This is a genomic window from Mycobacterium montefiorense, assembly GCF_025823255.1.
GTDB classification, from domain to species: domain Bacteria; phylum Actinomycetota; class Actinomycetes; order Mycobacteriales; family Mycobacteriaceae; genus Mycobacterium; species Mycobacterium montefiorense.
The window spans coordinates 682,589-707,664 of the sequence record NZ_JACKVL010000013.1 but is presented as its reverse complement, the minus strand read 5'-3'; the positions used below and the strand labels follow the sequence as shown (position 1 = coordinate 707,664).

Genomic DNA, 25,076 nt, shown 5'->3' with positions numbered 1-25,076 from the left:
CCGACGAGTCTACGTGGACGATCGGGGCGAGTTATCCGGCCACTGCCGAATACCCGGGCGTCGCGTGTGCACTGACGCTCACAGCTCGGTTTCGGAGTGTGCGATTCGGGAGACCCTGAGAGGGTGAATCAGCCGAAAGAGCCCGAAGACGCCAGGGAGTCGACCGAAGAGCAGCGCCGGCAGCAGGAACAACTGGAACACCAGGACGACGACCCTGACGCGCCGGGTTTGCATCAGTCCCAACGCAATGTCCCGGATGAGAGCACGCGTTAGCCGCGACCCCTGACGATGTCGACGAACAGCTGGTGGATGCGCCGGTCTCCGGTCATCTCCGGGTGAAACGCGGTCGCCAGCTTCGGTCCCTGCCGGACCGCGACGGCGTGTCCCGCGGCTCTGGCCAGCACCTGCACGCCGTCTCCGACGCGCTCGACCCACGGAGCCCGGATGAACACCGCCCGCACCGGGCCGTCCAAGCCCTCGAACTCGACGTCACCTTCGAACGAATCGACCTGACGTCCAAAAGCGTTGCGCCGCACCGTCATATCGATTCCACTTAGCGGCAGCGCCTGGCGTCCGTTCGTACCGGCGTCGAGAATCTCGCTGGCCAGCATGATCATGCCGGCGCACGCGCCATAGGCCGGAAGCCCGTCGGCCAGCCGCGCCCGCAACGGCTCGAGCAGGTCGAGATCCCCCAGCAGCTGGCTCATCGTGGTGGATTCCCCACCCGGAATGACCAGCCCGTCGATCACCTCGAGCTCGCGGCGGCGGCGCACCGCCATCGACTCGGCTCCGGCGTCGCGCAGCGCCGACAGGTGCTCCCGGGTGTCGCCTTGCAGGGCCAGCACGCCGATCATCGGACGGTTCACGGCTGGTATCCGCGCTTGAAGCGGGTCAGCCCCTCCTGCATGACCGCCGCGACCATCTCACCGGACTGGGTGAAGATTTTTCCTTGGCACAGCGAGCGGCCGCCGCTGGCCGACGGCGAGGACTGGTCGTAAAGCAGCCACTCGTCGGCCCGGAACGCCCGCATGAACCACATCGCGTGGTCCAGCGAGGACACCTGCAGATGCTCACGCACGTCGAGGTGGGTGACCTGCGCCGATCCCAGCAGCGTGAGATCGCTCATGTAGGCCAGCGCGCAGATGTGCAGCACCGGGTCGTCCGGCAGCGGGTCCCGGTGACGAAACCACACCTGCTGCTGAGAGGCCTTGCCAGGCAACAGCTTTAAGCGATCGCGCGGCACGATGCAGACGTCCCACTCCTCGAACTGCTTGAAACCCGCGTCATCGAACACCTTGATCGAGTCCAACCCGGGCAACCCGTCGGGTGGTGGCGCGGCCGGCATCGCGTCTTGGTGGTGGATGCCTTCCTGATCCGCCTGGAAGGAAGCCCCCATGCTGAAGATGATTTCCCCGTGCTGGATGGCGTTGACCCGCCGGGTGGCAAACGAACCACCGTCGCGGGTGCGCTCGACGATGAAAACCGTTCGCGCTAACGCATCCCCGGGTCGCAGGAAGTAGCCATGCAGCGAATGCACCTGATAGCGCGGGTCGACGGTGCGTACCGCGGAGACCAGGGACTGGCCGGCGACGTGGCCGCCGAAGGTGCGCTGCAGAAATCCCGATTCCGGACTAAAGACGCTGCCGCGGTAGATGTTGAACTCGAGTTGCTCGAGATCGAGGATCTCTTCGATCGCCACCGATGACCTTCGGCCTACCAGCCGCGCTGGGCCAGGCGATGCGGCTCCGCTATCTCATCCACATTGATGCCCACCATCGCCTCGCCGAGGCCGCGTGAAACCTTGGCCAGCATGTCCGGATCGTCGTAGAACGTGGTGGCCTTGACGATCGCGGCGGCGCGTTGCGCGGGGTCGCCGGACTTGAAAATCCCCGAGCCCACGAACACCCCCTCGGCGCCGAGCTGCATCATCATCGCCGCATCCGCCGGAGTCGCGATCCCGCCGGCGGTGAACAGCGTGACCGGCAGCTTGCCCGCCCGGGCAACCTCGACGACGAGCTCGAACGGTGCTTGCAAATCCTTTGCCGCAACGAACAATTCGTCTTCAGACAGGGATGTCAGGCGACGGATCTCACCGCCGATGGCGCGCATGTGTGTGGTCGCGTTGGACACGTCTCCGGTGCCGGCCTCGCCCTTGGAACGGATCATCGCCGCGCCCTCGTTGATGCGCCGCAGTGCCTCGCCGAGATTGGTCGCCCCGCACACGAACGGCACGGTGAACTTCCACTTGTCGATGTGGTGGGTGTAATCGGCGGGCGTCAGCACCTCCGACTCGTCGACGTAATCCACACCGAGGCTTTGCAGGATCTGCGCCTCGACGAAATGCCCGATGCGCGCCTTGGCCATCACCGGAATCGTGACCGCAGCGATGATCCCCTCGATCATGTCGGGGTCACTCATCCGCGAAACCCCGCCCTGAGCACGAATATCGGCGGGCACTCGCTCCAACGCCATCACCGCGACGGCGCCAGCCCCCTCCGCGATCCGGGCCTGCTCGGGGGTGACGACGTCCATGATGACGCCACCCTTAAGCATCTCGGCCATGCCGCGCTTGACGCGCGCCGTTCCCGTCTTGTTGGCCTGGCTCGACTCTGCGCCGCTGTTCACTAGCCCCTTCTCTCCTTGAACCATCGCGCTTCCACTCTAGTGGTGGGGCACAAAAATCGGTTTCCCCCCCGTTCGTGTGAGGTTTCTATGAGCCGTTTGACCTAAGTCATAGAGGACGTAAATGGCCACCATATCGTGATAGAAATGCTTACAGATATCCGCAGCAGTCCCATTGAGCTCCTTTGCCGGATATCTAGTTGAGGGAGGGGTCCCTCATTATTTTGGCCTTTGTTATTCGGCCTTTTGGTATTTGATGTTTGGCATTTAGCCGAGAGCGAGAAACGGGGAGGTTCAATGTCGCTGGACTACGGACTGTTGCCGCCGGAAATAAATTCCGCGCGCATGTATGCGGGAGCGCACTCGGGGCCGATGTTGGCGGCGGCAGCAGCGTGGTCCGTGGTGGCCGCCGAGTTGGAGTACACGGCAAGCTCCTTCCGTGCGACCGTGACGTCGCTGACCAGCGGGCCCTGGAAGGGCCCGGCGGCGACCATGATGGCGACGGCTGCCGCTCCGTACGTGCTGTGGTTAACTGCGACCTCAGAAAACGCAGCGGCTGTGGCCCTCCAGACGACATTATCGGCCAGCGCGTTCGAAGCGGCGTTTGCCGCTACGGTGCCCCCACCGGTCATCGAGGCCAACCGCGACCTGCTGGCGACTTTGATCGCGACCAACATCTTGGGTCAAAACACCCCGGCAATCGCGGCGACCGAGGCCTTATACATGGAGAGCCTTATACATGGAGATGTGGGCCCAAGATGTCGCGGCCATGACCGGCTATGACGTCGCCACGGCGGCGGCCGGCGCCACGCAGACACCGTTCAGCACACCGCCACTGACCCTGTTCAGCGTCCCCGAGGGGAGGTTCGTTTCCTTCCCTGAGCAGTTGTTCGAGTGGATGTCAGAGGCGGTGATGAGTCAACTGAAGGACCCGATGACGCAGCTGCAGCTGCTCTCGACGCCGGCCCAATTCGCGATGGAACCCATGAATCAGATGATCGGCCAGGCCATGACCGGCGCCAACGCGTTGCCGAGCACTGCCGGCAGCGTTCCGGCAATGAATCCGGTGCTTGCATCCGCCGTCAGTCCGGCGGCAGCTGGTCAGGGCGCGGCGCCGGCAGCTGGCCGCTTGGTCAGCGCGAGCGCGGGACGGGCGGCCTCGATTGGTCCGTTGTCCGTGCCTGCAACCTGGGCCAATGCCACGTCGGCGGCGCCCGCAATTCCCGCGGCGGCCGGGGTGTCCACCGCCGCGGTGAGCCCGCTTTCGGCGAGCGTGGCCACAACGCCGTCTTCGCCCTCGATCAGCATGCCCGGGCGAGTCGCGGCCGCCGCGGCCGCGGCGGCCGCGGCGCGCAAAGGCTCCGACATCGTGCCCGGTACGGGCCTAGGCATAAGGCGCGCCCAATGACATTTGTGATTACCGACCCCGCAGCGATAGGCACGGCGGCCGGGGAGTTACGCGGGATCGGTGCGATGCTGCACGAGACAAACGCCGCCGCCGCGGCCCCGATGACGGCCGTGCCGCCGCCGGCCACGGATTCAGTATCGGTGCGAACGGCGGCACGCCTGGTCGCACAGGCCGAGCAGTATCAGGTGGTCAGCGCGCAGGCGAAACTATTTCATGAACAGTTCGTGCAAACCCTGCTCAATGCGCAGAAGTACTATGCCGAAACCGAAGTCGAAAATAACGCCAGCATGGCGGCGGGGGCGGCGACGCAAAGAACAAAAGCGCTGATCATGGGCGGCACCGGAAACCCGAAACCGGACCCCGCGTATATGACGACAATCCAAAAGGCGTTTCTGCAGAAATACCCAAACATCGAACTGGTGAGTCTGCAAACTCCGGAAGAGCTCTGGCCTCTTACCGGCCTGGGCAGCCGAACCTTCAGCAGATCGGTCGCCGAAGGTGTCTCAGCCTTGAACCATGCAGTCATGACGGAGACCCTCGCCGGCAACAAGGTTGTCGTCATGGGATATTCGCAGAGCGCAACCATCGCCAGCGTGCACATGCGCTATCTGGAGTCCCTTCCGGCCGCCCTACGGCCAAGTACACAACTACTCGAATTCACCTTGGCGGCGAATCCGAACAACCCGTTCACCGGCGGTCTGTCGCACGGGCTCTTCGGGTTCGGGATGCCTGGCTTCGGAGAGTTTCGCTTCGCGACGCCGCTGACGACGCAATACGCGACCCGGATGTTCACGCTGGGATACGACGCGGTCGCCGACTTCCCGAAGAACCCGTTGTGGCTTCCGACTGGCGCGAACTCGCTGTTCAGCTTGTTTAAAGCACACCACATGGCTGCCTATGTCTCCGCGTTAGAATCCGGGATCGGCACCATCCAACAACAAATCGGCAACGTGACGATGCACTTCATCCCGAACGTGAACCTGCCACTGCTGGATCCGCTGCGGATGTTCCTCCCCACCCTGGGAAATCCGCTGGCTGACACGCTCCAACCGTTCCTCAAGCCGATCGTCGACCTGGGCCAGTACGGGTTGCTCCCGAGTCCGTTCAACCTCGGGGGAGCCATTGGCACGGGCGGCACAGCTGGGATCACCACCGGATTCCCGGCGCTGGCCGCCACCGGAACGCCGGTGCTGGCCTCCACCGAGCTCCCCGCGCTGGGCTCGATCGGAATGCCGCCGTAAGGCTCCATCGGAATGCCGGCGCTGGCCGGCACCGAACTCCCCGCGCTGGGCTCCATCGGAATGCCGTTGCCGCCGGTGGGCACCGAACTCCCCGCACTGGGCTCCATCGGAATGCCGCCGGTAGGCTCGATCGGAATGCCATTGCCGCCGATGGGCTCCATCGGGATGCCGTTGCCGCCTCTGGTCCCCGCCGGTGCGGCGAGCGGGTTCTAACTCAGCGAATTCCCTGCCTCGCAGGCAACCGGCCGATGAACTTTCACTTGTCGCGCGTCAATGAAATGCCCACTGCGCCTTAGTGATCACCGGATTCGTGACACCCCGCCTTGAATATCGGCGGGCACGCGCTGCAGCGCCATCACCGCGACGCCGCCGCTGTCCTCTAACGGCTGTCCCGCCCGATTCCGGTGAGCGTTCGAGCGCTATCCAACAAAGGGGTGCGACCTACGTCACATTGTGCTAATAATTGCGTCAACCGTTTGCGCAGACTGTTGCTGCCCGTGCGAATTCACGGGTAACAGCCCTGGTCACACCGCCGGTGGGGTTTGGTCGAGGAGGGGTTCGGAGATGTTGCCGGATTTCGTGCTATTGCCGCCAGAAATTAACTCCGCTCGCATGTACGCCGGACCGCGTTCGGGGACGATGTGGGCTGCGGCAGCAGCCTGGGATACGGTGGCCGCCCAGTTGGGGTCTACGGCAAGCTCCTTCCAGTCGACGGTGTCGTCGCTAACCAGCGGGCCCTGGCAGGGCCTGGCGGCGACGATGATGGCGACCGCAGCCACTCCCTATGTGCGATGGTTGACCGCGACGTCGACAAACGCAGAGCTGCTGGCCATCCAGACCCGGTTATCGGCCGGCGCGTTCGAAGCGGCGTTTACCGCCACGGTGCCCCCCGAAATCGTCGTGGCCAACCGCACCCTGCTGATGACGCTGATCGCGACCAACATCTTGGGGCAAAACACCGCGGCAATCGCGGCGACCGAGGCCGAGCACACCGAGATGTGGGCCCAGGATGTGACGGCCATGACGGGCTATGACGCGAGCATAACGGCGGCTCAGGCGGGATGGACGCCGTTCAGCAACCCGCCGCTGAACCTGTTCAGCGTGCCCACCCTTACCTACATCTCGCCCCTTCAGCGGCTGTTCGACTCGCTGTTCAATTCGCTGACCCAGCAGCTGATGAACCCGATGACGCAGCTGCAGATGCTCTCGACGCCCGCGCAGTTCGCGATGGAACCGATGCAAATGGCGATGGGCCAGCTCATGTCCGGCGCGAATCCGTTGCTCAGCGGCGCCGCCAGTGTCCCGGCAATGGATCCCTTCCTGGCGTCGACGGTCAGTCCGGCTGTGGGCGGGCCGGGCGCAGCGCAGCTCACCGGCGCCGTCATGACCGGGGGAATGGGCAGAGCTTCCACCATTGGGCCGTTGTCCGTGCCGGCGACCTGGGCTAATGCCACACCCGCGGCACCTCAAATTCCCGCGGCGGCCGGGGTGGCCACTGCCGCGGTGAGCCCACTGTCGACCAGCCTGCCCGCCACCCCGCACCCGCCCTCGATGAATGTGCCCGGGCGATTGATGAGCGCGGCCGCTCCAGCGGTCGCCGCGCACCGCGCGGGTGGGCCGCCGCGCCGGATGGTGGACTAGTCAGGGGCGCACCCGATGTCATACGTGATCACCGACCCCGACGCGATAGGGGCGGCCGCCGACGAGTTGCAAGGGATCGGTGCGGCACTCGATGCGACGAACACGGCCGCGGCAGCCCCGACGATGGGAGTGCTGCCGCCGGCTACGGATTCGGTATCGGTGCGCATGGCCGGGTTCCTGGACGCCCAGGCCGCGCAGTATCAGACGCTCTGCGCGCGGGCGGAACTGTTCCACAACCAGTTCGTGCAAACCCTGACCATCGCAGAGAACAACTACGCCCAAGCCGAGGCGTCCAACGCGTCCGCCATGCAGTCGGCGGCAGGCAACCAGATTGCACTGATCATGGGCGGTACCGGCAACCCGGAACCCAGTGCCAGCTATCTGCAGGCGGTCTACCAAACGTACGTCCTCCCGAATTACCCCACCTATACCGCGCAGGGTCTAACCACGCCCGAGCAGCTGTGGCCGCTCACCGGCCTCAACAGCCAAACCTTTGGGCAGTCGGTCCAAGAGGGCATCGCGATACTGAACAACGCGGTCATGACCCATACCGCCGCGGGCGACCAACTCCTCGTCGTCGGCTATTCGCAGAGCGCCACGATCGCCACTATGGAGATGCGCTATCTCGACGCCCTACCCGCCGCCCTGCGGCCGAGCCCCAACCTGCTGAACTTCATGATGCTCGCCGATCCGAACAATCCGGTGACCGGCGGCATCCTGACCCGCTTTATCCCGGGGCCTTCACCGGATTTCACGTGCCGACGCCGGTGGACACCATCTACACGACCGCCATTTACGGCATCCAGTGGGACCCCGTCGCCCAGTTTCCCGCGGGCATTTTCAATATCTCGGCCGACCTCAACGCCCTTTTCGGCTTGCCGCTGCACACCCAAACTCCGTTGCTGACCACTGCGCAACTTGCCACCGCGATCCAACAGCAGATTGGCAACACGACCTACTTCATCGTCCCCACCATGAATTTGCCGCTGCTGGATCCACTGCGGCTGATCCCCATCCTGGGGAATCCGCTGGCCGATCTGCTGCAACCGTTCCTGCAGCCGTTAGTCGAATTCGGCTACGCCACCGGGCTTCCCGGGCCGCTGCAGTCCATCGGCTCGCTCGCGGTCGCCGGCGCAGGCCCGGGTTTCGGGCTCCCGCTGGCTTTGGGACAGCCGGCGGGCGCCGCCGCAATCCCGGGTTTCGGGCTCCCGCTGGCTTTGGGACAGCCGGCGGGCGCCGCCGCAATCCCGGGTTTCGGGCTCCCGCTGGCCGCGGGACCGCCGCCCGCGGGCGCACTGCTCGTCCCGTCGAACGGGCTCTAGCTCTCGTCAGCGAATTCCCAACAGCGGCCCCGGCGTCCGACTGCTCGCCAATGCGATCGCATCGGCGAGCAGTTCGGACAGCTGGCGTGGGTAAACGGTCTGGCCCGCGGCCACCAGTTCGGCGATGTCGTTGGCATCGCACCAGCGGTGGCAGTGAATGTAGCGGCGTTCCAGTTCGGTCCGGCCGGTGCAGGACGGCTCGAAGCGTTGGGTGCGGTGCACGAAGAAGAACTCCTCGCTATCGATCAGCGTGCCGTTGAACTCGAACACCTCATCGCGGCGCCAGATCGGTCCGACCATGTCGCCCGACGCGACCTGTAAACCGGTCTCCTCGCCCAACTCTCGCGCTGCGGCCGCGGCCAACCGCTCGCCCGGCCGCACCTCACCGCCCACGGTGAACCACCACCGGGGCGCGTCGGCGACCGCCGGATCCGAGCCGCACAGCAACAGCACCGCGTCGGTCTCGTCGACCAACACCACCCGCGCCGAGGTGCGGTGTTTGGGCATCCCGTGACCGGTGTAGGCCAGCGCGTGCGGCCGCTCGACGATCTCGAAATAGCTTGGCAGCGTGGCTGTTCCACCGAGCCGAAGGGCCCGTACCGGGCGCCGATCGGCCAGCGCGAGGGTGTCGCGGACCGCGTCGTTGTGGAATCGGCGAGCCAGCAGCAGCCGGGCCTCGGCGTCGGCCAGTTCGGCGATCAGACCGGCGGGCAGGGCCGCCGGGTCGACAGTCGCCAGCGCGGCCGAAAGCTCGTTTTCGGCGTTCTCCCGCGCCTGGCGGGTCGCCCGCTCGGCGGCATCGGCCAGCGCGGAAAGTTTTCGGCCTTCGGTGGAGCCGCCGTAGGCGTCGATCGCGACGGCGCGTGCGACCACCGCGCGGCGCGCCAGCGCGCCGTCCAGCGCCTGCCAGGACAGGTCGTAGCGGACGTTGAGCCGGTCCAGCCGCTGGGCCGTCCGGATCGCCCAAATGCCGATCAGCGCAAACACAATGAGCAGCACGACGAGGACCGCAAGCAGCCAGGTCATCAGCTGGCCACCTGAACCTTGACGCCCGAACCGGCAACCGTCTCGTACACCCGCGTAATCTGACTGGCCACCACCGACCAGTCGTAGCGTGCCACCACTTCGCACGCGGCCGCCGCGTACCGTTCGCGCAGCACGTCGTTTTCCAGCATCTCGATCAGCCCATCGGCCAGCCCGGCCGCATCGCCGACCGGAAACAGCCGCCCGGCCTCCCCATCGCGCAGCACGCGACGGAAGGCGTCCAGGTCGCTGGCCACCACTGGCGTGCCGGCAGCCATCGCCTCCACCAGGACGATGCCGAAGCTCTCCCCGCCCATGTTGGGCGCGCAGTAGACATCGGCACTGCGCATCGCCGACGCCTTTCCGTCGTCGTCGACCAGACCGAGGAAGCGCATGTGCGCCGCCAATGCACCTGCCTGCGTGCGCAATTCGTCCTCATCGCCGTGGCCGACGACCAGCACTTGAAGATCCGGAAAGTGTTCCACCACCTGAGGCAGCGCCTCGATGAGCACCGCCATGCCTTTGCGCGGCTCGTCGTAGCGGCCCAAGAACAACACCGTCTTGCCCTGCCGCGGATACCCGTCCAACTGCGGCGCCGAGGCCAGGGAGTCGACGTCGACCCCGTTGGGGATCTCCACCGCATCCGTCCCGAGCGCCTCCACCTGCCAGCGCCGAGCCAGGTCGGACACCGCGATGCGGCCGACGATCTTCTCGTGCATCGGCCGCAGGAAACCCTGGAAGACGGTCAGCGTCAAGGATTTGGTGGTCGAGGTGTGAAAGGTCGCCACAATTGGCCCGGCAGCGATATTCAGGGCCAGCATCGACAGGCTCGGCGCATTGGGCTCGTGCAGGTGCAAGACGTCGAAAGCGCCTTCGCCAAGCCACTTCTTGACCTTGCGGTGGGTCGCCGGGCCGAATCGAAGCCGAGCCACCGAGCCGTTGTACGGAATCGCGACGGCCTTTCCGGCGGACACGACGTAGTCCGGCAGCGCGGCATGCGGCGACGCCGGAGCCAGCACACTGACCTCATGGCCCCGCGCGCGCATCACCTCGGCCAGCTGTAAGACGTGCGACTGCACCCCGCCCGGCACGTCGAACGAGTAGGGACAGACCATCCCGATCCGCATCAGGCTTCCTTCAGCCGGGCGCGTCTGTCGTCGGAAAGATCGGCCAGCCACTGCGGCTGCAGCATGTGCCAATCTTCGGGGTGCGCGGCGATGTTGCGGGTGAACTGATCGGCCAGCGCCTGGGTGATTGCTTTGACATCCCCGCTGGAACAGTCCAGCGGCGGAAATATCTCGACGGACCAGCCGTCGGGCTCATTCCAGCAGTGCGCCGCACACAACGCTGCCCCGGTTGCGATCGCGAGCCTCGCCGGCCCGGCCGGCATCCGGGTGGGCTCGCCGAAGAAGTCGACTTCGACGCCGCTGCGGGTGAGATCGCGCTCGGCCATCAGGCACACCACCCGGTTGGCCCGCAGCCGCTCGCACAACACCTCGAAGGCCGGACGGTCGCCGCCGGACAGCGGTAGCACTTCGAAGCCAAGGCTTTCCCGGTAGGCGATGAAACGCCGGTACAGCGACTCGGGTTTGAGCCGCTCGGCGACCGTGGTGAAAGTGCCGCGCGTCTGCGCCAGCCACAGCCCGGCCATGTCCCAGTTGCCGCTGTGCGGCAGCGCCAGCACCACACCCCGGCCGGCGGCCAGGGCGGCGTCGATATGGTCGGCCCCCACGAACGTCTCGTCGACCTGCCGGGCCAGCACCCGATGGTCCATCGACGGCAGCCGAAACGCCTCCCGCCAGTAACGGCCATAGGACGCCAGCGAAGCCCGCATCAGGCTGTCCGGCACCTGCGCCGGCGGCACACCGGTGACCCGGGCCAGGTTCTTGCGCAGCTGCTCGGGTCCGCCGCCGCGGGCGGCGTAGCGCGCTCCGGTGTCGAATACGTTGCGCGCGGCGAACTCCGGGACCGTGCGTACCGCCATCCAGCCGGCCGCGTACGCCCAGTCGGTCGCCGTCCGGGTCAACAGGTCGCGCGGCGCCGTGAGGACATTGCGGCGCAGCGGAATGGAGATCACGGTTGGCTCGTTTCCTGGCCACCCGGATTGGGCGGCAAGGGTTCGGGAGCACCGGGCGACGTCCGCACCGCGTGTAGCCGCTGCAGGCAGGTGAGGACGCTGGCCGCCGCCAATACCCACATCGCCACCGGCAGCGCGGGCGGCCAGGCGACGAACGGAAAGTCCGACACCCCGGCACCGGACAGCACGATGATCAGCCGCTCGGGCCGTTCGATGATTCCGCCATCGCCGCGCAGCCCGCTGGCTTCGGCCCGGGCCTTGATGTAGGAGATCACCTGGGATGTGACCAGACAGATCAGCGTCGCCGCCGCGAGCGGTTTGTCGTGCAGGCCAAAGACAATCCACCACAGCAGCCCGCTGAACACCGCACCGTCGCTGATCCGGTCACACGTGGCGTCGAGCACCGCACCGAATCGGGTGCCGCCGCCGCGCTCGCGGGCCATCGCACCGTCAACCATGTCGAACAGCACGAAAAACCAGACCACACATGCCCCGGGGAACAGCTTGCCCATCGGGAAGAGCGTCAACGCCCCCGCGACCGACGCGATAGTGCCCACGATGGTGACGGCGTCCGGCGTCAAACCCAGCCGCAGCAGCGCCCGGGCCGTCGGAGTAGTGAGCCGGGCGAACGCGGCCCGGGATAGGAAGGGCGCCTTACTCATTCTTGTTTCGACCATTCGGTAGCCAGCAACTGGCGCGTCTCACGCAGCAACTGCGGGATCACCTTCGCGCCCCCGACGATGGTGATGAAGTTTGCGTCGCCACCCCAGCGCGGCACCACGTGCACGTGCAGATGTTCGGCCAGCGATCCACCCGCCGATGTCCCTAAATTCAGGCCTACATTGAAGCCGTGTGGCCGCGATACGTTCTTGATCACGCGAATTGCCTTCTGCATGAACAACATCAGTTCCGCGCTCTCCGCGTCGGTCAGGTCCTCGAGCTCCGAAACCCGCCGGTAGGGCACCACCATCAGGTGCCCGGGGTTGTACGGGTAGAGGTTGAGCACGGCGTAGACAAGCTCGCCGCGGGCGACCACCAGGCCCTCCTCGTCGGGCAATTCTGGAATGTCGGAGAACGGCTCCTCAGTTTTGCCGTTGTCGCGCTTGGCCGGCGATTCGGCCAGATACGTCATCCGATACGGCGTCCACAACCGCTGCAGATGGTCACGCTCGCCGACACCTCTGTCGAGAATGGTGTCGTCGCTGCCATCGGCGCTGTCCTGCTCACTCACCGCCGGCTACCTTTACCAGTTCTGCTGTGGGAGATGCATTCTCGCGGTCCGCGATCCACTTGACGATCGTATCGATCGCGGCGTCCAGCGGCACGCCGTTGATCTGGGTGCGGTCGCCGAAGCGGAAGCTGACCGCCCCGGCCTGCACGTCACGGTCGCCGGCCAGCAACATGAACGGGACCTTCTGGGCGGTGTGGTTCACGATCTTCTTCGCCATCCGGTCGTCGCTGTTGTCCACCTCCACCCGAACGCCTCGCGACCTCAATTGCGCGGCAACATCTTTTAGGTATGCCGCGTGTTCGTCGGAGACCGGGATGCCGATCACCTGGAGCGGCGCCAACCATGCCGGGAAGGCCCCGGCGTAGTGCTCGGTGAGGATGCCGAAGAATCGCTCGATGGAGCCGAACAGCGCCCGGTGGATGAGCACCGGCCGCTGCCGCGACCCGTCGGACGCGGTGTATTCCAGCTCGAATCGGTCCGGCATGTTGAAGTCGAGCTGGATGGTCGACATCTGCCAGCTGCGGCCCAGCGCGTCCTTGACCTGCACCGAGATCTTCGGGCCATAAAACGCCGCGCCACCGGGGTCGGGAACGAAATGCAACCCGGACGCCACGGCGACCTCACGCAAGACTTCGGTGGCCTCGTCCCACATGTCGTCAGAGCCGGAATACTTCTCCGGGTCCTTGGTGGACAGCTCCAGGTAGAAGTCGTTGAGACCGTAGTCGGCCAGCAAGTCGAGCACGAAGCGCAGCAGCGAGGTCAGCTCGTCGCGCATCTGCTCTCGCGTGCAGTAGATGTGAGCGTCGTCCTGCGTCATGCCGCGCACCCGGGTCAGCCCGTGCACCACGCCCGACTTCTCGTAGCGGTACACGCTGCCGAACTCGAAGAGCCGCAACGGAAGCTCGCGGTACGAGCGTCCGCGAGACCGATAGATCAGGTGGTGCATCGGGCAGTTCATCGGCTTGAGGTAGTAGTCCTGCCCGGGCTTGCGCACCGTCCCGTCTGCGTTGAACTCCGCGTCGAGGTGCATCGGCGGGTACATTCCGTCGGCGTACCACTCGAGGTGGCCCGACGTGATGTACAGCTGCTCCTTGGTGATGTGCGGGGTATTGACGAACTCGTACCCGGCCTCGATGTGCTTGCGCCGCGAGTACTCCTCCAGCTCACGGCGGATGATGCCGCCCTTCGGGTGGAAAACCGCTAGGCCCGAACCGATTTCGTCGGGGAAGCTGAACAGGTCGAGCTCGACGCCCAGCTTGCGATGGTCACGGCGCTGCGCCTCCTCGAGGAGCTCCAGATGTTTGTCGAGCGCCTCTTGCGACTCCCAGGCGGTGCCGTAGATGCGTTGCAAGCTTGCGTTGCTCTGGTCGCCGCGCCAGTAGGCGGCCGAGCTACGGGTGAGCTTGAACGCCGGGATGTGCTTGGTGGTCGGGATGTGCGGCCCGCGGCACAAGTCACCCCAAACCCGTTCGCGGGTACGAGGGTTGAGGTTGTCGTATGCGGTGAGCTCGTCGCCGCCGACCTCCATGACATCGGGATCGCCGGACTTGTCGTCGACTAGCTCCAGTTTGAAGGGCTCGCCGGCGAGTTCCTGGCGCGCCGCTTCCTTGGATTCGTACACCCGCCGGTCGAACAGCTGGCCATCCTTGACGATCTGCCGCATCCGCTTTTCCAGCTTCGTCAGGTCCTCGGGCGTGAACGGCTCCGGCACGTCGAAGTCGTAGTAGAAGCCATCGGTGATCGGCGGCCCGATGCCCAATTTGGCGTGCGGGAACATGTCTTGGACGGCCTGGGCCAGCACGTGTGCGGCCGAATGCCGGATGACGCTGCGGCCGTCGTCGGTGTTGGCGGCGACCGGGACGACCTGCGTGTCGGCCTCGGGCGCCCAGCTCAGATCGCGCAGCTTGCCGTCGGCGTCGCGTACCACCACGACGGCGTCGGGCGTACCGCGTCTGGGCAACCCCGCCTCGCCGACCGCGGCGGCCGCGGTAGTCCCGGCAGGAACCCGGATCGGGGCTGCTGGGACGGAGTCGGCGGGGGCGCTCATCGAGTTGGGTCTCCAAGGCTTAGTTGTGTTTGCGGGTCACCAATGATCCTGATTGAACGTTGCCATGCTATCGGGGCGGACCTCGAGGAGCCCAAGGCAATACCGGTTGGCCGCGGCTTAACCCATCGCGGACGCGGCCGGGCGGACCAACATCTCAACAAATGCGAGCGAGTCGGCCGCTACGCCGCTCGATCACGCAACGGGGCTACCGGTCGCGCGGCAGTGTCGGTCCTACCCAGTTTGAACACCTGCGCCCGCGCATCGCGTCCGGCGCGGCTGGTGAGCTCGCCAAGTGTGGCGCGCAGCTTCGTCGTGGTGAACCGAAGTTTGTCTACGTCGTAGCAGAACCGAAGCATGCGAGCTGGGAAGTACCCCAGCAGGAGGATGGCGACCGTCAAGCGGGCGGGACCGCTCTTGACTCCGTGCGCTCTGGTGGTCCTGATGTAGCGCGTGGCGTAGCGATAGAACTCGCGCGGCGAGCATTCAACCCGCCGACCGGACATACCGGCAACGAGTGTGGGCTCGTATGCGACCTCGAAGTCGTTCTTGAACAGCGTCACCGCCAGGTCAATGTCTTCATGCAGGAGATCTTCTGGATCCAGCCGCGTCAGCTGACGGACCGCCCTCCACGCCGAGGCACGGATGGCCATATTGGCCCCGAGCAGGAACCGTTGGTCCTTGCAGCTGAACTGCAACCAGGCACGGACCGTGCGATCGATCCGGAGGAAGAGTCCGCGCATCGGCATGTCGTAGTAGATGACAGGTCCGGTCGCCGCATCGATGACCGGGTCCCGGAAGCGGCCGCGAATCGTCTGGACCCAGTCGCTGGCAATGACGGAGTCGGCGTCAATACGGCCGATCACATCGCTTCGCGCGTCGTCGAACCCGCGGTTGCGCGTTGGCGCGATGCCCTGAACCTCGTTTTGATCGATCAGGCGTATGTCGGTGCGGGGCTGGCCTGCTTGATATCTCCGCACTATCGAGGCGGTGCCATCGGTCGACCTGTTGTTGACGACGATGATCTCGTCCGGTCTCGACGTTTGATCGAGGCACGCTTCAAGGCACCTGCCGATGAAACGTTCCTCGTTGTAGGCCGGAATGACGATCGCCACCGACGGGCACCGGCGCCTGTCGGCCATCGCCGGCACGGCACCGGCCCGTATAGAACAACGAGGCCTTGGCGCGACCGTCAGTCTCGCCGCGGATTTCGCGGCGGTCACTACGCACAATCTGACGTACTTGTTCGCGCTCATAGCCACCTCGGTAGCTCAATCTACACCTGTGCAATAGTCTGTCAAGACAACAATGAGCTGGGGCTATTGTCATGCGAGACGCAACGCGATCAGGGCTGGCCGGGTTTGAGTTTCACGAACAACGCATCGGCTTCGGCCAGCAGCGTGTCGCCGTCGGTCACCCTGCCCGACACAAAGATTTTGCGGCCGTCCACCTCGTCAATGCCCACGTCGAACTGCACCTCTTTTTCGACCGGCACGATATTGCGGTAGTTGATCTATCAAATAGGCGGTGCGTTGACGGGGGCTGCCAGTGAGCACTGAGGCGGTCAGGCCGAGGATGGTGTCGAACAGCATCCCGAGCGACCCACCGTGGACGGCGCCGTTGCGCCCCAGGTGAAACCGCGCGAAGCGGGCCGTTCCCTCGATCCGCCCGTCCTCGGTCTTGCGGGACGACAACGGCACCGTGAGGATGTTGCCGCGCATCGGCAAGTCCATCCGCCGCCCCGACGGCGACGCCCACTCGTCGGCGTCGTACGGGCTCAGCAGCGCAGACAGCTTCTCCAGCGTGTCCGCGGCCTCGCTGATGACCTCGTCGGGGGCGTCGACGGCACGCGCATGGTCTTGCAGCTTGCGCACCGCATCGACGAACCGGCCGTAGTCGGGCCCGCCCTTGGTCGTCGGTTCGGGTGGGTTGAACCCCCCACCGGGGTGTTTCGGATGGTCGCCGGCCACCAGAACACCGTATTGGGTGGCCGCCTACCGCGCTCCAGCAGCCGCCAGGGTCTCGAACTCGTCGTCGCTGAGCGTGATCTCGGCGGCGGCCACGTTCTCCTCCAGGTGCGCCACCTTCGACGTTCCCGGGATCGGCAGCATCACCGGCGAGCGCTTCAGCAGCCAGGCCAGGGCCAGCTGCGACGGCGACGCGTGGTGGTCGGCGGCGATGCGTTGCAGCGGGCCGTCGGAAGCGGCCAGCGGCCCCGCTGCCAGCGGGAAGTACGGGATGAAGCCGACGCCCTGTTCGGTGGCGGCATCGAGCAGCGGTTCGGCCTTGCGGACCGTCAGGTTGTACAGGTTCTGTACCGACACGATCTGGGTGATCGCCTGCGCCTCGTTGAGCTGGTCGACATTGATCTCGGACAGCCCGATATGCCGGATCTTGCCTTCGTCCTTCAGCTTGACCAGCTCGCCCACCTGGTCGGCCAACGGCCACTTGGGGTCGACGCGATGCAGCTGGAACAGGTCAATGGCCTCGACGCCCAGGCGGCGCAGGCTCATCTCGCATTCCTGCCGCAGGTACGCCGGGTAACCCATCTCGATCCAGACATCCGGGCCCGTCCGCAAGAACCCGGCCTTGGTTGCGATCGCCAGGTTGTCGTAGGGGTACAGCGCCTCGCGGATGATGTCCTCGGAGATGTAGGGGCCGTAGGAATCCGCGGTGTCGAAGAGGTCCACGCCGAGTTCGACGGCGCGTCGCAGCACCCGGACACATTCGTCGCGATCGGCGGGTGGACCCCAGACGCCCTTGCCGACGATGCGCATTGCCCCGAAACCGAGGCGGTTGACGGTCAGATCGCCGCCGAAGGTGAACGTTCCTGACGCTTCGGCAACAGCTTTCGAGTTTTGTGCGGTCACGCCTACGAACTTACGCTTCAAGCGCATTCACGCATCTCGGCGTGGCAAGCTGGGCGTGTGGACCTAGCAGCACTCGAGGAACTTCCGCTGAGTTACTCCGAAGTGGGTGCGACCGCCGCCGGCGACCTGCCCGCTGGATACGGCCACTTGCACGTCGAGAAGCAGATCGGTACCGGCCGGCAGCGTTTCGAGCGGGCCGCCGAGGCCGTGATGCGCTGGGGCATGCAACACGGGGCCGGGCTGCGGGTGAACGCCAGCTCCGACGTCGCGGCCCTCGACACGGTGGTGCTGGTGCGGATGGGCTTTCTGCCCGCGCCGTGCCGGGTCGTGTACGTGATCGATGAGCCCGACATCCGCGGTTTCGGCTACGGCACGCTGGAAGGCCATCCCGAATCCGGCGAGGAGCGCTTCGCCGTCCGCTTCGACCCGGCGACGGACGCGGTCTTCGCCGAGGTGTCGGCGTTTTCCCGCCCGGCGACCTGGTGGAGCAAACTCGGGCATCCGGTGGTGTCGGTGGCTCAGCGCGTCATCGCCAAGCGCTACCTGCGCGGAGTGTGACGGCTAGGAACTCCAGCCAGTCAGCAATTCCTTTGCACCCGAACACATTCCGTCTATGACCTCGGCTACTGATGCGTCGTCACGGATCATGCCGACAGCCTGACCGGTGTGGACCGCGGCAACGTTGCGGTCGTCGGCTTTGATCGAGGCGGCCAGCTCATCGCGGGCCGCTTGGTCGTTGGCAAGCGCGTCCTCTTTACCCGTCCAGCGCGTGACAAAGTCATTCGCCAATACCCGCGACGGAAACCGCGTCGGCCACGCCAGATCCTCGGCGATGTCGAAGATCCGGGTGACCACGGTGTCGGTGGCGTTGGCTGCGATCACGGCACGGCGGCTACCGTCACTGCTCAGACTCTCCGCACACGCCATCAACCGGGTGCCGACCCACGCGCCGCTGGCTCCCGCCGCCAGCACCGCGGCCAGGCTGCGCGCCGAGGCAATGCCGCCGCCCACGAGCACCGGCACCGACACTGCCTCCAACACGGCATCCAGCAACGGCAGCGTCGCGAGCTTCACCTCACCGTGACCGCCACCTTCCGCGCCACGCGCGACCACGATGTCGACTCCCCCGTCAACAGCCCGAAGAGCGTCGGCAGCATCGAATACCTGTGTGACGGTGGTAATTCCGACGTCATGCGCCTTGGCTACCCAGGACCAGTCGGTACCGAAACTGACCGACAATAGAACCGGGCGCGCCGCCAGGGCATCCTCTAGCAGCCCCGGTTGGCCGCGTATCACCCAGTCCACCAAGCCGATCCCGAATCGCCCGTCGACATGTTGCAGCTGGGTCGCCAACGATTTCCTGGTCGCCGAACTGCCCATGCCGACCATGCCCAAACCTCCGGCAGCTGTCACCGCGGCGGCCAGCCGACCACCGGCGACCCCACCCATCGGGGCGTTGACAATAGGCACCCGCAGGCCGAAATCCTTTGACCAGGAAGTGAATAACATACGGCTAGTGTGCCACAGAGGGGATGCTCTTCAGCACCGTCAAAATGATCACCGAATCCTCGACCGCGTGCAGGGCATGGCGTTGCAGCGGAATCGCGACGTAGTCACCGGTCGTACCGTCCCAGGAGTCGCCACCCGCCGTCAGACGCACGTGACCCTGCAGCACCTGCAGCGTCGCCTCGCCGGGGCTGTCATGTTCGGACAGGTCGTGGTCGGCGAGCAACGCGAGCACGGTCTGCCGGAGTTCATGGTCGTGGCCGCCGTGAATGGTGTGTGCGGCTCGTCCGCTGTGCGACTGCCGGGCTTCGGCCAGCTTTTCGGTCGCCAGGCTGGTCAGCGAGATTGATTCCATTGGTAAGTCCCCTCGGTGTGGCGGTGGGCTGTCGGTGGGCGTTGAGACGTCTATGCGGTCAATAGGAGTATCCCCGCCACAATCAACGCCGCCACCTTGACCACCTCGAAAGCGACATAGACGTAGTGAGCTCGGGAGCGGGGCGCGTTCGATCCGGCGAGTACCGCATCCGAGCGGCGAGTCAGCTGGGGCCGCACCGAGATCAACTGCACGGCGAGCGCGGCGAACGCGACGCAAAATGCGACGATGATCCGCGACGGCATCGGGCCGTCCACCGCGACCGCCAGGATGACGATGGCGAATGCGACCTCGACGGTGTTGAGTGCGCGAAAAACCAAGCGCCCGATGCCAAGTCCGATCTGCAAGGTCACGTTGGGCGCCCGGAATTTCAGCGGGGCTTCCAAAAACGAGATGGCCAACACCATGCCAAGCCAGACGAAGGTGATCGCGACGGCGATCGCCATTTCGGTGCTCATCGTTAGGCCTCCTGCATCTCGAGGTGGGCGACGCACAAATCCGGTTCGACGAACGTATCGAGGCGCTCGACAGCAAACGGGGAACCCCAGCTTTCCAGGACTCCTTGCATAAGCCCGAGATGGACGGGACACACAACGCTGGCACGGGTTTCGGCGAGCTCGAGGAACGGACAGTGCCGCAGACCGACCTGTTGTTCCCCGTCGGCTCGGCGGCGCTCGGGGGCAAACCCAAGCTGATCGAGCACATCGACCAGCTGATCGATCGAAGCCTGCGGACTCTGGGCGTCCCCGGGCGACGAGTCCACGCTCGAATCGAGTTGTCGTCCCCACGCCCGCCCGGCGGCCAGCGCCCTGGCGCCCGAATCCTGTTCGGCCGCAAAGGCCATCGTCAGTATCTCGGCGAGCAACCGGTAGTGCCGCGTGCCGCCGCGATCCATCTGGCGGACCGCCCGGAACATCAGCGGTGGACGCCCCGGCCCCTTGCGCCCCGGCTCGACCTGTTCCACCTGGCCGTCGCCGAGAAGACTGTCGAGGTGGAAGCGAACGGTGTTGGGATGCACGCCCAACGCATCGGCGATCGCGACGATGGTCAGCGGATCCCGGGATGTCCGCAACGTCCGCAGCACCTCACGACGACGACCCGCGGACTCCCCCGTTGACATGGCGATCCTCCTCACGCTCCCTCGGAAACGTCGGCCTTCGGTTCAGCGGCCACCAACGGAGCGTCGACACCCAGTGCACCGAGCTTGGCCGCTCCGCCCGGTGACCCCAGTGGAGCGTCGCGCCCCGGCAGGGTCTCGGAGAAAAACGCCTCATTGTCGGCCAGGTGCGGCCGCAACTCCTCGGGCAGGTCGTCTTCGTAGTAAATCGCATCGACCGGGCAGACCGGCTCACACGCGCCGCAGTCCACGCATTCGTCGGGATGGATGTAGAGCGCCCGGCCACCCTCGTAGATGCAGTCCACCGGGCATTCGTCCACACATGCCCGATCCATCACATCGATGCAGGGCTTCCCGATAACGTAGGTCATGCGATAGAGTTTACACAATCAAAGTTGTGAAAACCAGGAAGGACGGGAAAGCCCATGGCTCCCATGTCAAGTCGCACAGCGTCCAGGGACATTGGCCGCTTGCGCGGCTGGGGAAACGAGTCCTTCGCCCGGGTGGCGTCGGGCTCACCCGCACCATGCTGGCCGGCGCCCAGGTGACCGACGCCGATGTGCTTGAGCTGGCGCCGGGTCTCGGCCGCACCGCAGCGGAGATTCTCAACCGGCAACCGCGGTCGTATGTGGGCGCCGAACAGGACCCCGATGCGGCCGACAGCGTTCGGGACGTCATTGCCGGACTGAACGCCGCGACCGGCACGGTCCGGGTCGCCGACGCGGCCGACACCGGATTGCCCGACGCCAGTCGGGACGTCGTCATCGGCGAGGCGATGCTGACGATGCAGGGCGATGCCACCAAGCACGCGATCGTCGCCGAGGCCGCGCGGGTGCTCAGACCGCGCGGCCGCTACGCGATCCACGAACTCGCGCTGACACCCGACACCGTGCCCGAGGAGATCAGCACGGAGATCCGGCAGGCGCTTGCCCGCGCGATCAAGGTGAACGCGCGTCCGTTGACCATTGCCGAATGGTCACAACTCCTGTCGGACCACGGACTGATCGTCGACCGGGTGGTGACCGCACCGATGGCGCTGTTGCAGCCACGCCGGATCATCGCCGACGAAGGGCTTTTCGGAGCGCTGCGGTTTGCCAGAAACCTGCTCCTGCATCCGGACGCGCGCAAGCGGGTGCTGACCATGCGTCACACGTTCCGCAAGCACCGCGACCAGCTGACCGCCGTCGCGATCATCGCCCGTAAGCCGGAGCACGAGTAAAGTCGACTCCGAAATTCGCCACCGGCGCCGATCGCGCCGGCAAAGCGCTGAACTTAATCGACATTATTGTTCGTCGTCATCAACAATTTGCCTGGCATATATCGGTGCACCCCTAGGGTATGTGCCGTGTCCGACCCCTCGATGCACACCGGGTACGCGCATGTCTCCCGCGGTCGCCGTTCCTCGCATCACTCGGGTGACGACCGTGAGCAGGCCATCCTGGCCACCGCCGAGCGACTCCTTCAGGAGCGGCCGCTGGCCGACTTCTCCGTCGACGATCTGGCAAAAGGTGCCGGCATCTCCCGCCCCACCTTCTACTTCTATTTCCCGTCGAAAAACGCGGTGCTGCTTTCGTTGCTGGACCAAATGAACAACAAGGCACACGCGGCGCTGAAGAAACTTCGCGACAAGCTGACCGGCGATCCCGCGATGCTGTGGCGCGACCGCATCGAGGCGTTCTTCGAAGTGTCGGGCTCACACCGCGCGGTCGCCGTGGCCGGCGCGGCAGCCAAGGCCACCAACCCCGAGGTCCGCCAGCTCTGGTCGACGCTGATGCAGAAGTGGATCTCGTTTACCACCGTCGCGATCACGGCCGAGCGCGAACGGGGCATCGCCCCGGCGACCGTCGGAGCCGAGGACCTATCGATCGCGCTGAACATGTTGAGCGAGCGGCTGATGACCGCGACGTTCACCACCGAATCCCCGGCGATCGGCCAGGACCGGGTGATCGACACGCTGGTGCACATCTGGCTGGCCAGCATCTACCAGGACGGCAACGCCGGCGCCGCGCATGCTGCGCTGTCGCTGCGGGACATCACCGCCAACACCTCACGGCCGCTTGCCGGATATCCGCTCGGCGCGAGCTAGGCTGGCGTCGATCAATCGGTCGACCGCGCCGAAATAGCTTGGCGTCGGCGACTTCCCGGCCAGGTCGGCGATCGCGCGTTGCTCACCGAGAACGTCTGCAGCACTCAGGTTCTCGGCCATCCGCCCGGCATGCACCTGCAGCCCGGCCAGCAGCTCGCCACACTGGGAGCCCGCACTCAGGGTCCGCCGGGCCAGGGTTCGCAGCGTGTCCCATTCGGCATGCCATGCCCCATCGGGGCGTTCGTCGTTGGCCAGCGCCGCCGCGGTGTGCAGGGTCGCGGCCAGCTGCGGCACCGATATCGCAGTCCGCCGTATCAGGATGGACAGCACCGGATTGCGCTTGTGCGGCATCGACGACGAGCCGCCACGGTTGCCGGCGGCCGGTTCGCTCAATTCGCCGATCTCCGGACGTGCCAGGGTGACCACATCCGAGGCGATCCGGCCCCAGCTATCGGTGCACCCAAGGAAGGCATCCGCCGCCGCGGTCACCGGCGTCCGGGTGGCATGCCACGGTGGCCGCACCCCCAAACCCAAAGTCGCTGCAGCGGCTTGCATTACCCGCTCCGATATTCCCGCCGGGTCTGCCGCGTCGGTGAGCAGTGTGGCGAGTTCCGTCGTGGCCGACCACGTTCCGACGGCCCCACCGACCTGGATCGGGGTCATCAGCCCGCAAAGCTGCTCGCAGGCATCGACGACGCCGTTGCACCAGCCGGCCGCCTTGGCGCCGAACGTGGTCGGCGCGGCCTGCTGGGTGAGCGTCCGGGCCACCATCGGGGTGGCCCGATGTAAGTCCGCAAGTGCAGCCAGCGTCGAAACCTGCTCGCAAAGCTGCGTTCTCAGCTCGTCCACCACGGCGCGCACGCCAAGCATCAGCGCGGTGTCCACGACGTCCTGGCTGGTGAGCCCGCGGTGGATCCACGGGGCGAAGGCAGGCTCAGCTCGCTCACGCAGCAGCTCGACCAGGCCTACGATCGGGTTGCCGCTGTCCTCGGCGGCGACTGCGAGCGCTTCCATATCGCCCTGGTCCACCAGGTTTGACAGGTCGGCGCTTGCAGCGCCGGCGGGCGCCAAACCCGCGGCGGCCAGGGCGCTCAGCCACGCGGATTCCACCGCGACCATCGACCGCAGCAGCGACTGATCGGTCAGGTGCTCGCCGGCACGGTGGTCGCCCGGCCACAACAGATTGGTCATACCGCAGCGTCCCGGTACGCCAGAAACACGGTCTCGTGTGGACCCTGCAGATGAATATCGAATCGGTAATCCGTTCGGCCCGAGCCGCTTTCGCCAACACAGAGCAAGGTGGCCCGCCGCTCGGCAGCGAGGGTGGCCAGTAGCGGGTCCGCAGCCAGATCCGCGCCGGGCAGATAGGCGCGAGTGAACAGTCGATTCAACAGCCCGCGAGCAAAGACGGTGATCGCGAAGAACGGTGGCCGCCCGTCGCTTCCCGGTGTCACCGTGGTGAAGCTGTAGCACCCGGCGGCATCCGTTGCGGCCCTGCCCCACCCGGTGAAGCCGTCACGCCGCAGCGAGCGGCGGGGGATGCGCCCGGCGGTGTCGGCCTGCCAGAGTTCAATCAGGGCATCCGGGATCGGTGTGCCCGCCCCGTCGTACACCGTGCCGTGCAGCCGGAGCGCGCCGAGATCCGCGTCGTCCACCATCTCGGTGTCGCAAGGCAACCCGAGATGAAGGAAGGGGCCGACGGTTTGCCCCGGGGTACTGGCTAATTCAGTCATGTTCGGCTTCTGTCCAGGTGCTGGAGCTGCCCGCCAGCACGATGTCCCATCGATATCCGGTGGCATATTCCGGCTCGGTGAGATCGTGGTCGTAGCCGGCGATCAGGCGTTGGCGCGCAGCGGGATCCAGAACCGATTGGAAAATCGGATCCAGGTCGAACAGCGGGTCGCCCGGGAAGTACATCTGGGTGATCAGGCGCTGGGTGAACGCGGTACCGAACAGCGAGAAATGGATGTGCGCCGGCCGCCACGCGTTGTGGTGATTACGCCACGGATAGGGACCGGGCTTGACGGTCAGGAATCGGTACGTCCCGTCGGGCCCGGTCAGGCAGCGACCGGCACCAATGAAGTTCGGGTCGAGCGGAGCCGGGTGCTGGTCGCGCTGGTGGCGGTAGCGACCGCTGGCGTTGGCCTGCCAGATTTCGATCAGCTGGCCCGCCAGCGGTCGCCCGGACCGATCCAGCAGCCGCCCGGTCACGATGATGCGCTCCCCGATCGGCTCGCCCGGCTGGCCGGCCGTCAGGTCGGCGTCAAGCGGGTGGACCTCGACTTCCCCGAAGCACGGCGCGCAGCGCTCCAGCTCCTCGGGATCGGTAAGCAGCAGTGGTTGTTTCGGGTGGCGCAACATGCTGCTGCGGTATGGCGGATAGTTCAGCCGCGGCTGATCTTGTGCGCCGGCGTTCGTGTGCTCGCAGGCGGCCGCGATTCGGGCGATCTCCGCCGTGATGTCACCCTGCGACGCGACGCCCTGCGGTGCGGCCCTCACGAAGCGTGACGCTACT

General features: G+C 65.9%; 26 protein-coding genes and 5 pseudogenes. 10 read left to right on the top strand and 21 right to left on the bottom strand.

Features of this window, described 5'->3' with window-relative positions; translation table 11 throughout:
• Nucleotides 1-123 precede the first annotated feature (123 nt).
• Nucleotides 124-273, top strand: coding sequence for a hypothetical protein (locus H7K34_RS16820; RefSeq protein WP_264063134.1), 150 nt, complete (start codon nt 124-126; stop codon nt 271-273).
• Here H7K34_RS16820 and pdxT read toward each other — a convergent pair.
• From pdxT to pdxS, 3 genes are read right to left on the bottom strand one after another with little or no spacing between them, the layout of a single operon-like run.
• Nucleotides 270-854, bottom strand: coding sequence for a pyridoxal 5'-phosphate synthase glutaminase subunit PdxT (pdxT, locus tag H7K34_RS16815; RefSeq protein ID WP_276059774.1), 585 nt, complete (start codon nt 852-854; stop codon nt 270-272). The genes H7K34_RS16820 and pdxT overlap by 4 nt on opposite strands.
• 8 nt (nt 855-862) lie before the next feature.
• On the bottom strand, nt 863-1,699 hold the full coding sequence (gene tesB / locus H7K34_RS16810) for an acyl-CoA thioesterase II (protein ID WP_264063132.1): 837 nt from the start codon (nt 1,697-1,699) through the stop codon (nt 863-865).
• Nucleotides 1,700-1,713: 14 nt separating this feature from the next.
• Complete coding sequence (gene pdxS, locus H7K34_RS16805) at nt 1,714-2,625, bottom strand: pyridoxal 5'-phosphate synthase lyase subunit PdxS (protein ID WP_108922425.1); 912 nt, start codon at nt 2,623-2,625, stop codon at nt 1,714-1,716.
• A gap of 294 nt (nt 2,626-2,919) precedes the next feature.
• Between pdxS and H7K34_RS16800 the strand changes: the two are divergent.
• From H7K34_RS16800 to H7K34_RS16780, 4 genes and pseudogenes are all read left to right on the top strand, one after another.
• Nucleotides 2,920-3,463: pseudogene (locus H7K34_RS16800) on the top strand (PPE family protein); the annotation flags it as partial.
• 57 nt (nt 3,464-3,520) lie between these two features.
• Nucleotides 3,521-4,030 (top strand): PPE family protein, SVP subgroup, encoded by a 510-nt coding sequence (locus tag H7K34_RS16795; protein WP_409347929.1) that lies wholly within the window; start codon nt 3,521-3,523, stop codon nt 4,028-4,030.
• A complete protein-coding gene (locus H7K34_RS16785; protein WP_276059640.1) occupies nt 4,027-5,271 on the top strand; it encodes a PE-PPE domain-containing protein in 1,245 nt (414 codons plus the stop codon). Before H7K34_RS16795 ends, H7K34_RS16785 begins: the two co-directional genes overlap by 4 nt.
• Nucleotides 5,272-5,283: 12 nt before the next feature.
• On the top strand, nt 5,284-5,484 hold the full coding sequence (locus tag H7K34_RS16780) for a hypothetical protein (RefSeq protein ID WP_264063130.1): 201 nt from the start codon (nt 5,284-5,286) through the stop codon (nt 5,482-5,484).
• Nucleotides 5,485-5,576: 92 nt separating this feature from the next.
• Here H7K34_RS16780 and H7K34_RS26965 read toward each other — a convergent pair.
• Nucleotides 5,577-5,651: pseudogene (locus H7K34_RS26965) on the bottom strand (hypothetical protein); the annotation flags it as partial.
• A gap of 184 nt (nt 5,652-5,835) precedes the next feature.
• Between H7K34_RS26965 and H7K34_RS16775 the strand changes: the two are divergent.
• Complete coding sequence (locus tag H7K34_RS16775; protein WP_264063129.1) at nt 5,836-6,912, top strand: PPE family protein; 1,077 nt, start codon at nt 5,836-5,838, stop codon at nt 6,910-6,912.
• A gap of 15 nt (nt 6,913-6,927) precedes the next feature.
• Nucleotides 6,928-8,234, top strand: a pseudogene (locus tag H7K34_RS16765) (PE-PPE domain-containing protein).
• A gap of 6 nt (nt 8,235-8,240) precedes the next feature.
• Here the strand turns inward: H7K34_RS16765 and H7K34_RS16760 are convergent.
• The 9 genes and pseudogenes from H7K34_RS16760 to H7K34_RS16720 form a co-directional block, all read right to left on the bottom strand.
• The gene (locus tag H7K34_RS16760; RefSeq protein ID WP_264063128.1) at nt 8,241-9,260 is read right to left on the bottom strand and encodes an NUDIX hydrolase; all 1,020 of its coding nucleotides are present in this window, start codon (nt 9,258-9,260) and stop codon (nt 8,241-8,243) included.
• Nucleotides 9,260-10,384, bottom strand: coding sequence for a glycosyltransferase family 4 protein (locus tag H7K34_RS16755; protein WP_264063127.1), 1,125 nt, complete (start codon nt 10,382-10,384; stop codon nt 9,260-9,262). Before H7K34_RS16755 ends, H7K34_RS16760 begins: the two co-directional genes overlap by 1 nt.
• Complete coding sequence (locus tag H7K34_RS16750) at nt 10,384-11,334, bottom strand: phosphatidylinositol mannoside acyltransferase (protein WP_264063126.1); 951 nt, start codon at nt 11,332-11,334, stop codon at nt 10,384-10,386. Before H7K34_RS16750 ends, H7K34_RS16755 begins: the two co-directional genes overlap by 1 nt.
• On the bottom strand, nt 11,331-11,996 hold the full coding sequence (gene pgsA / locus H7K34_RS16745) for a phosphatidylinositol phosphate synthase (RefSeq protein ID WP_108922409.1): 666 nt from the start codon (nt 11,994-11,996) through the stop codon (nt 11,331-11,333). The genes H7K34_RS16750 and pgsA overlap by 4 nt, the downstream gene beginning before the upstream one ends.
• Nucleotides 11,993-12,565, bottom strand: a complete 573-nt coding sequence (locus H7K34_RS16740; protein ID WP_264063125.1) for an HIT family protein — start codon at nt 12,563-12,565, stop codon at nt 11,993-11,995. Before H7K34_RS16740 ends, pgsA begins: the two co-directional genes overlap by 4 nt.
• Nucleotides 12,558-14,612, bottom strand: coding sequence for a threonine--tRNA ligase (gene thrS / locus H7K34_RS16735; protein ID WP_264063124.1), 2,055 nt, complete (start codon nt 14,610-14,612; stop codon nt 12,558-12,560). The genes H7K34_RS16740 and thrS overlap by 8 nt, the downstream gene beginning before the upstream one ends.
• Before the next feature lie 179 nt (nt 14,613-14,791).
• A complete protein-coding gene (locus H7K34_RS16730) occupies nt 14,792-15,751 on the bottom strand; it encodes a glycosyltransferase family 2 protein (RefSeq protein WP_264063123.1) in 960 nt (319 codons plus the stop codon).
• A gap of 203 nt (nt 15,752-15,954) precedes the next feature.
• Nucleotides 15,955-16,579, bottom strand: a pseudogene (locus H7K34_RS16725) (PaaI family thioesterase).
• A 24-nt stretch (nt 16,580-16,603) separates the two neighbouring features.
• Nucleotides 16,604-17,506, bottom strand: a complete 903-nt coding sequence (locus H7K34_RS16720; protein WP_264063122.1) for an aldo/keto reductase — start codon at nt 17,504-17,506, stop codon at nt 16,604-16,606.
• 30 nt (nt 17,507-17,536) lie between these two features.
• On the opposite strand from H7K34_RS16720, the gene H7K34_RS16715 reads away from it, so the two are divergent.
• Entirely contained in the window at nt 17,537-18,037 is a 501-nt protein-coding gene (locus H7K34_RS16715; protein WP_264063121.1) for a DUF1990 family protein, read from the top strand.
• A gap of 3 nt (nt 18,038-18,040) precedes the next feature.
• On the opposite strand, the gene H7K34_RS16710 is transcribed toward H7K34_RS16715, so the two are convergent.
• From H7K34_RS16710 to fdxA, 5 genes are read right to left on the bottom strand one after another with little or no spacing between them, the layout of a single operon-like run.
• Nucleotides 18,041-18,988 (bottom strand): NAD(P)H-dependent flavin oxidoreductase, encoded by a 948-nt coding sequence (locus H7K34_RS16710; protein WP_264063120.1) that lies wholly within the window; start codon nt 18,986-18,988, stop codon nt 18,041-18,043.
• A gap of 4 nt (nt 18,989-18,992) precedes the next feature.
• Nucleotides 18,993-19,340 (bottom strand): cupin domain-containing protein, encoded by a 348-nt coding sequence (locus H7K34_RS16705; RefSeq protein WP_264063119.1) that lies wholly within the window; start codon nt 19,338-19,340, stop codon nt 18,993-18,995.
• Between the two features lie 50 nt (nt 19,341-19,390).
• Nucleotides 19,391-19,816 (bottom strand): hypothetical protein, encoded by a 426-nt coding sequence (locus H7K34_RS16700; RefSeq protein WP_264063118.1) that lies wholly within the window; start codon nt 19,814-19,816, stop codon nt 19,391-19,393.
• Between the two features lie 2 nt (nt 19,817-19,818).
• Entirely contained in the window at nt 19,819-20,478 is a 660-nt protein-coding gene (locus tag H7K34_RS16695; RefSeq protein WP_264063116.1) for a helix-turn-helix transcriptional regulator, read from the bottom strand.
• Between the two features lie 11 nt (nt 20,479-20,489).
• Nucleotides 20,490-20,846 (bottom strand): ferredoxin, encoded by a 357-nt coding sequence (gene fdxA, locus H7K34_RS16690; protein WP_264063115.1) that lies wholly within the window; start codon nt 20,844-20,846, stop codon nt 20,490-20,492.
• Between the two features lie 26 nt (nt 20,847-20,872).
• Between fdxA and H7K34_RS16685 the strand changes: the two genes are divergently transcribed.
• Nucleotides 20,873-21,694: a class I SAM-dependent methyltransferase gene (locus tag H7K34_RS16685; protein WP_372510779.1), complete on the top strand. Its 822-nt coding sequence runs from the start codon at nt 20,873-20,875 to the stop codon at nt 21,692-21,694.
• Nucleotides 21,695-21,835: 141 nt separating this feature from the next.
• Nucleotides 21,836-22,459, top strand: a pseudogene (locus H7K34_RS16680) (TetR/AcrR family transcriptional regulator); the annotation flags it as partial.
• Nucleotides 22,460-22,522: 63 nt separating this feature from the next.
• On the opposite strand, the gene H7K34_RS16675 reads toward H7K34_RS16680, so the two are convergent.
• Genes H7K34_RS16675 through pcaH form a run of 3 tightly spaced genes read right to left on the bottom strand, consistent with a single transcriptional unit; the run spans nt 22,523 to nt 25,060 of the window.
• Nucleotides 22,523-23,752: a lyase family protein gene (locus tag H7K34_RS16675; RefSeq protein WP_264063114.1), complete on the bottom strand. Its 1,230-nt coding sequence runs from the start codon at nt 23,750-23,752 to the stop codon at nt 22,523-22,525.
• Nucleotides 23,749-24,294 (bottom strand): protocatechuate 3,4-dioxygenase subunit alpha, encoded by a 546-nt coding sequence (pcaG, locus tag H7K34_RS16670; RefSeq protein ID WP_264063113.1) that lies wholly within the window; start codon nt 24,292-24,294, stop codon nt 23,749-23,751. The genes H7K34_RS16675 and pcaG overlap by 4 nt, the downstream gene beginning before the upstream one ends.
• Nucleotides 24,287-25,060: a protocatechuate 3,4-dioxygenase subunit beta gene (gene pcaH, locus H7K34_RS16665; protein WP_264063112.1), complete on the bottom strand. Its 774-nt coding sequence runs from the start codon at nt 25,058-25,060 to the stop codon at nt 24,287-24,289. The genes pcaG and pcaH overlap by 8 nt, the downstream gene beginning before the upstream one ends.
• Between the last annotated feature and the right edge of the window lie 16 nt (nt 25,061-25,076).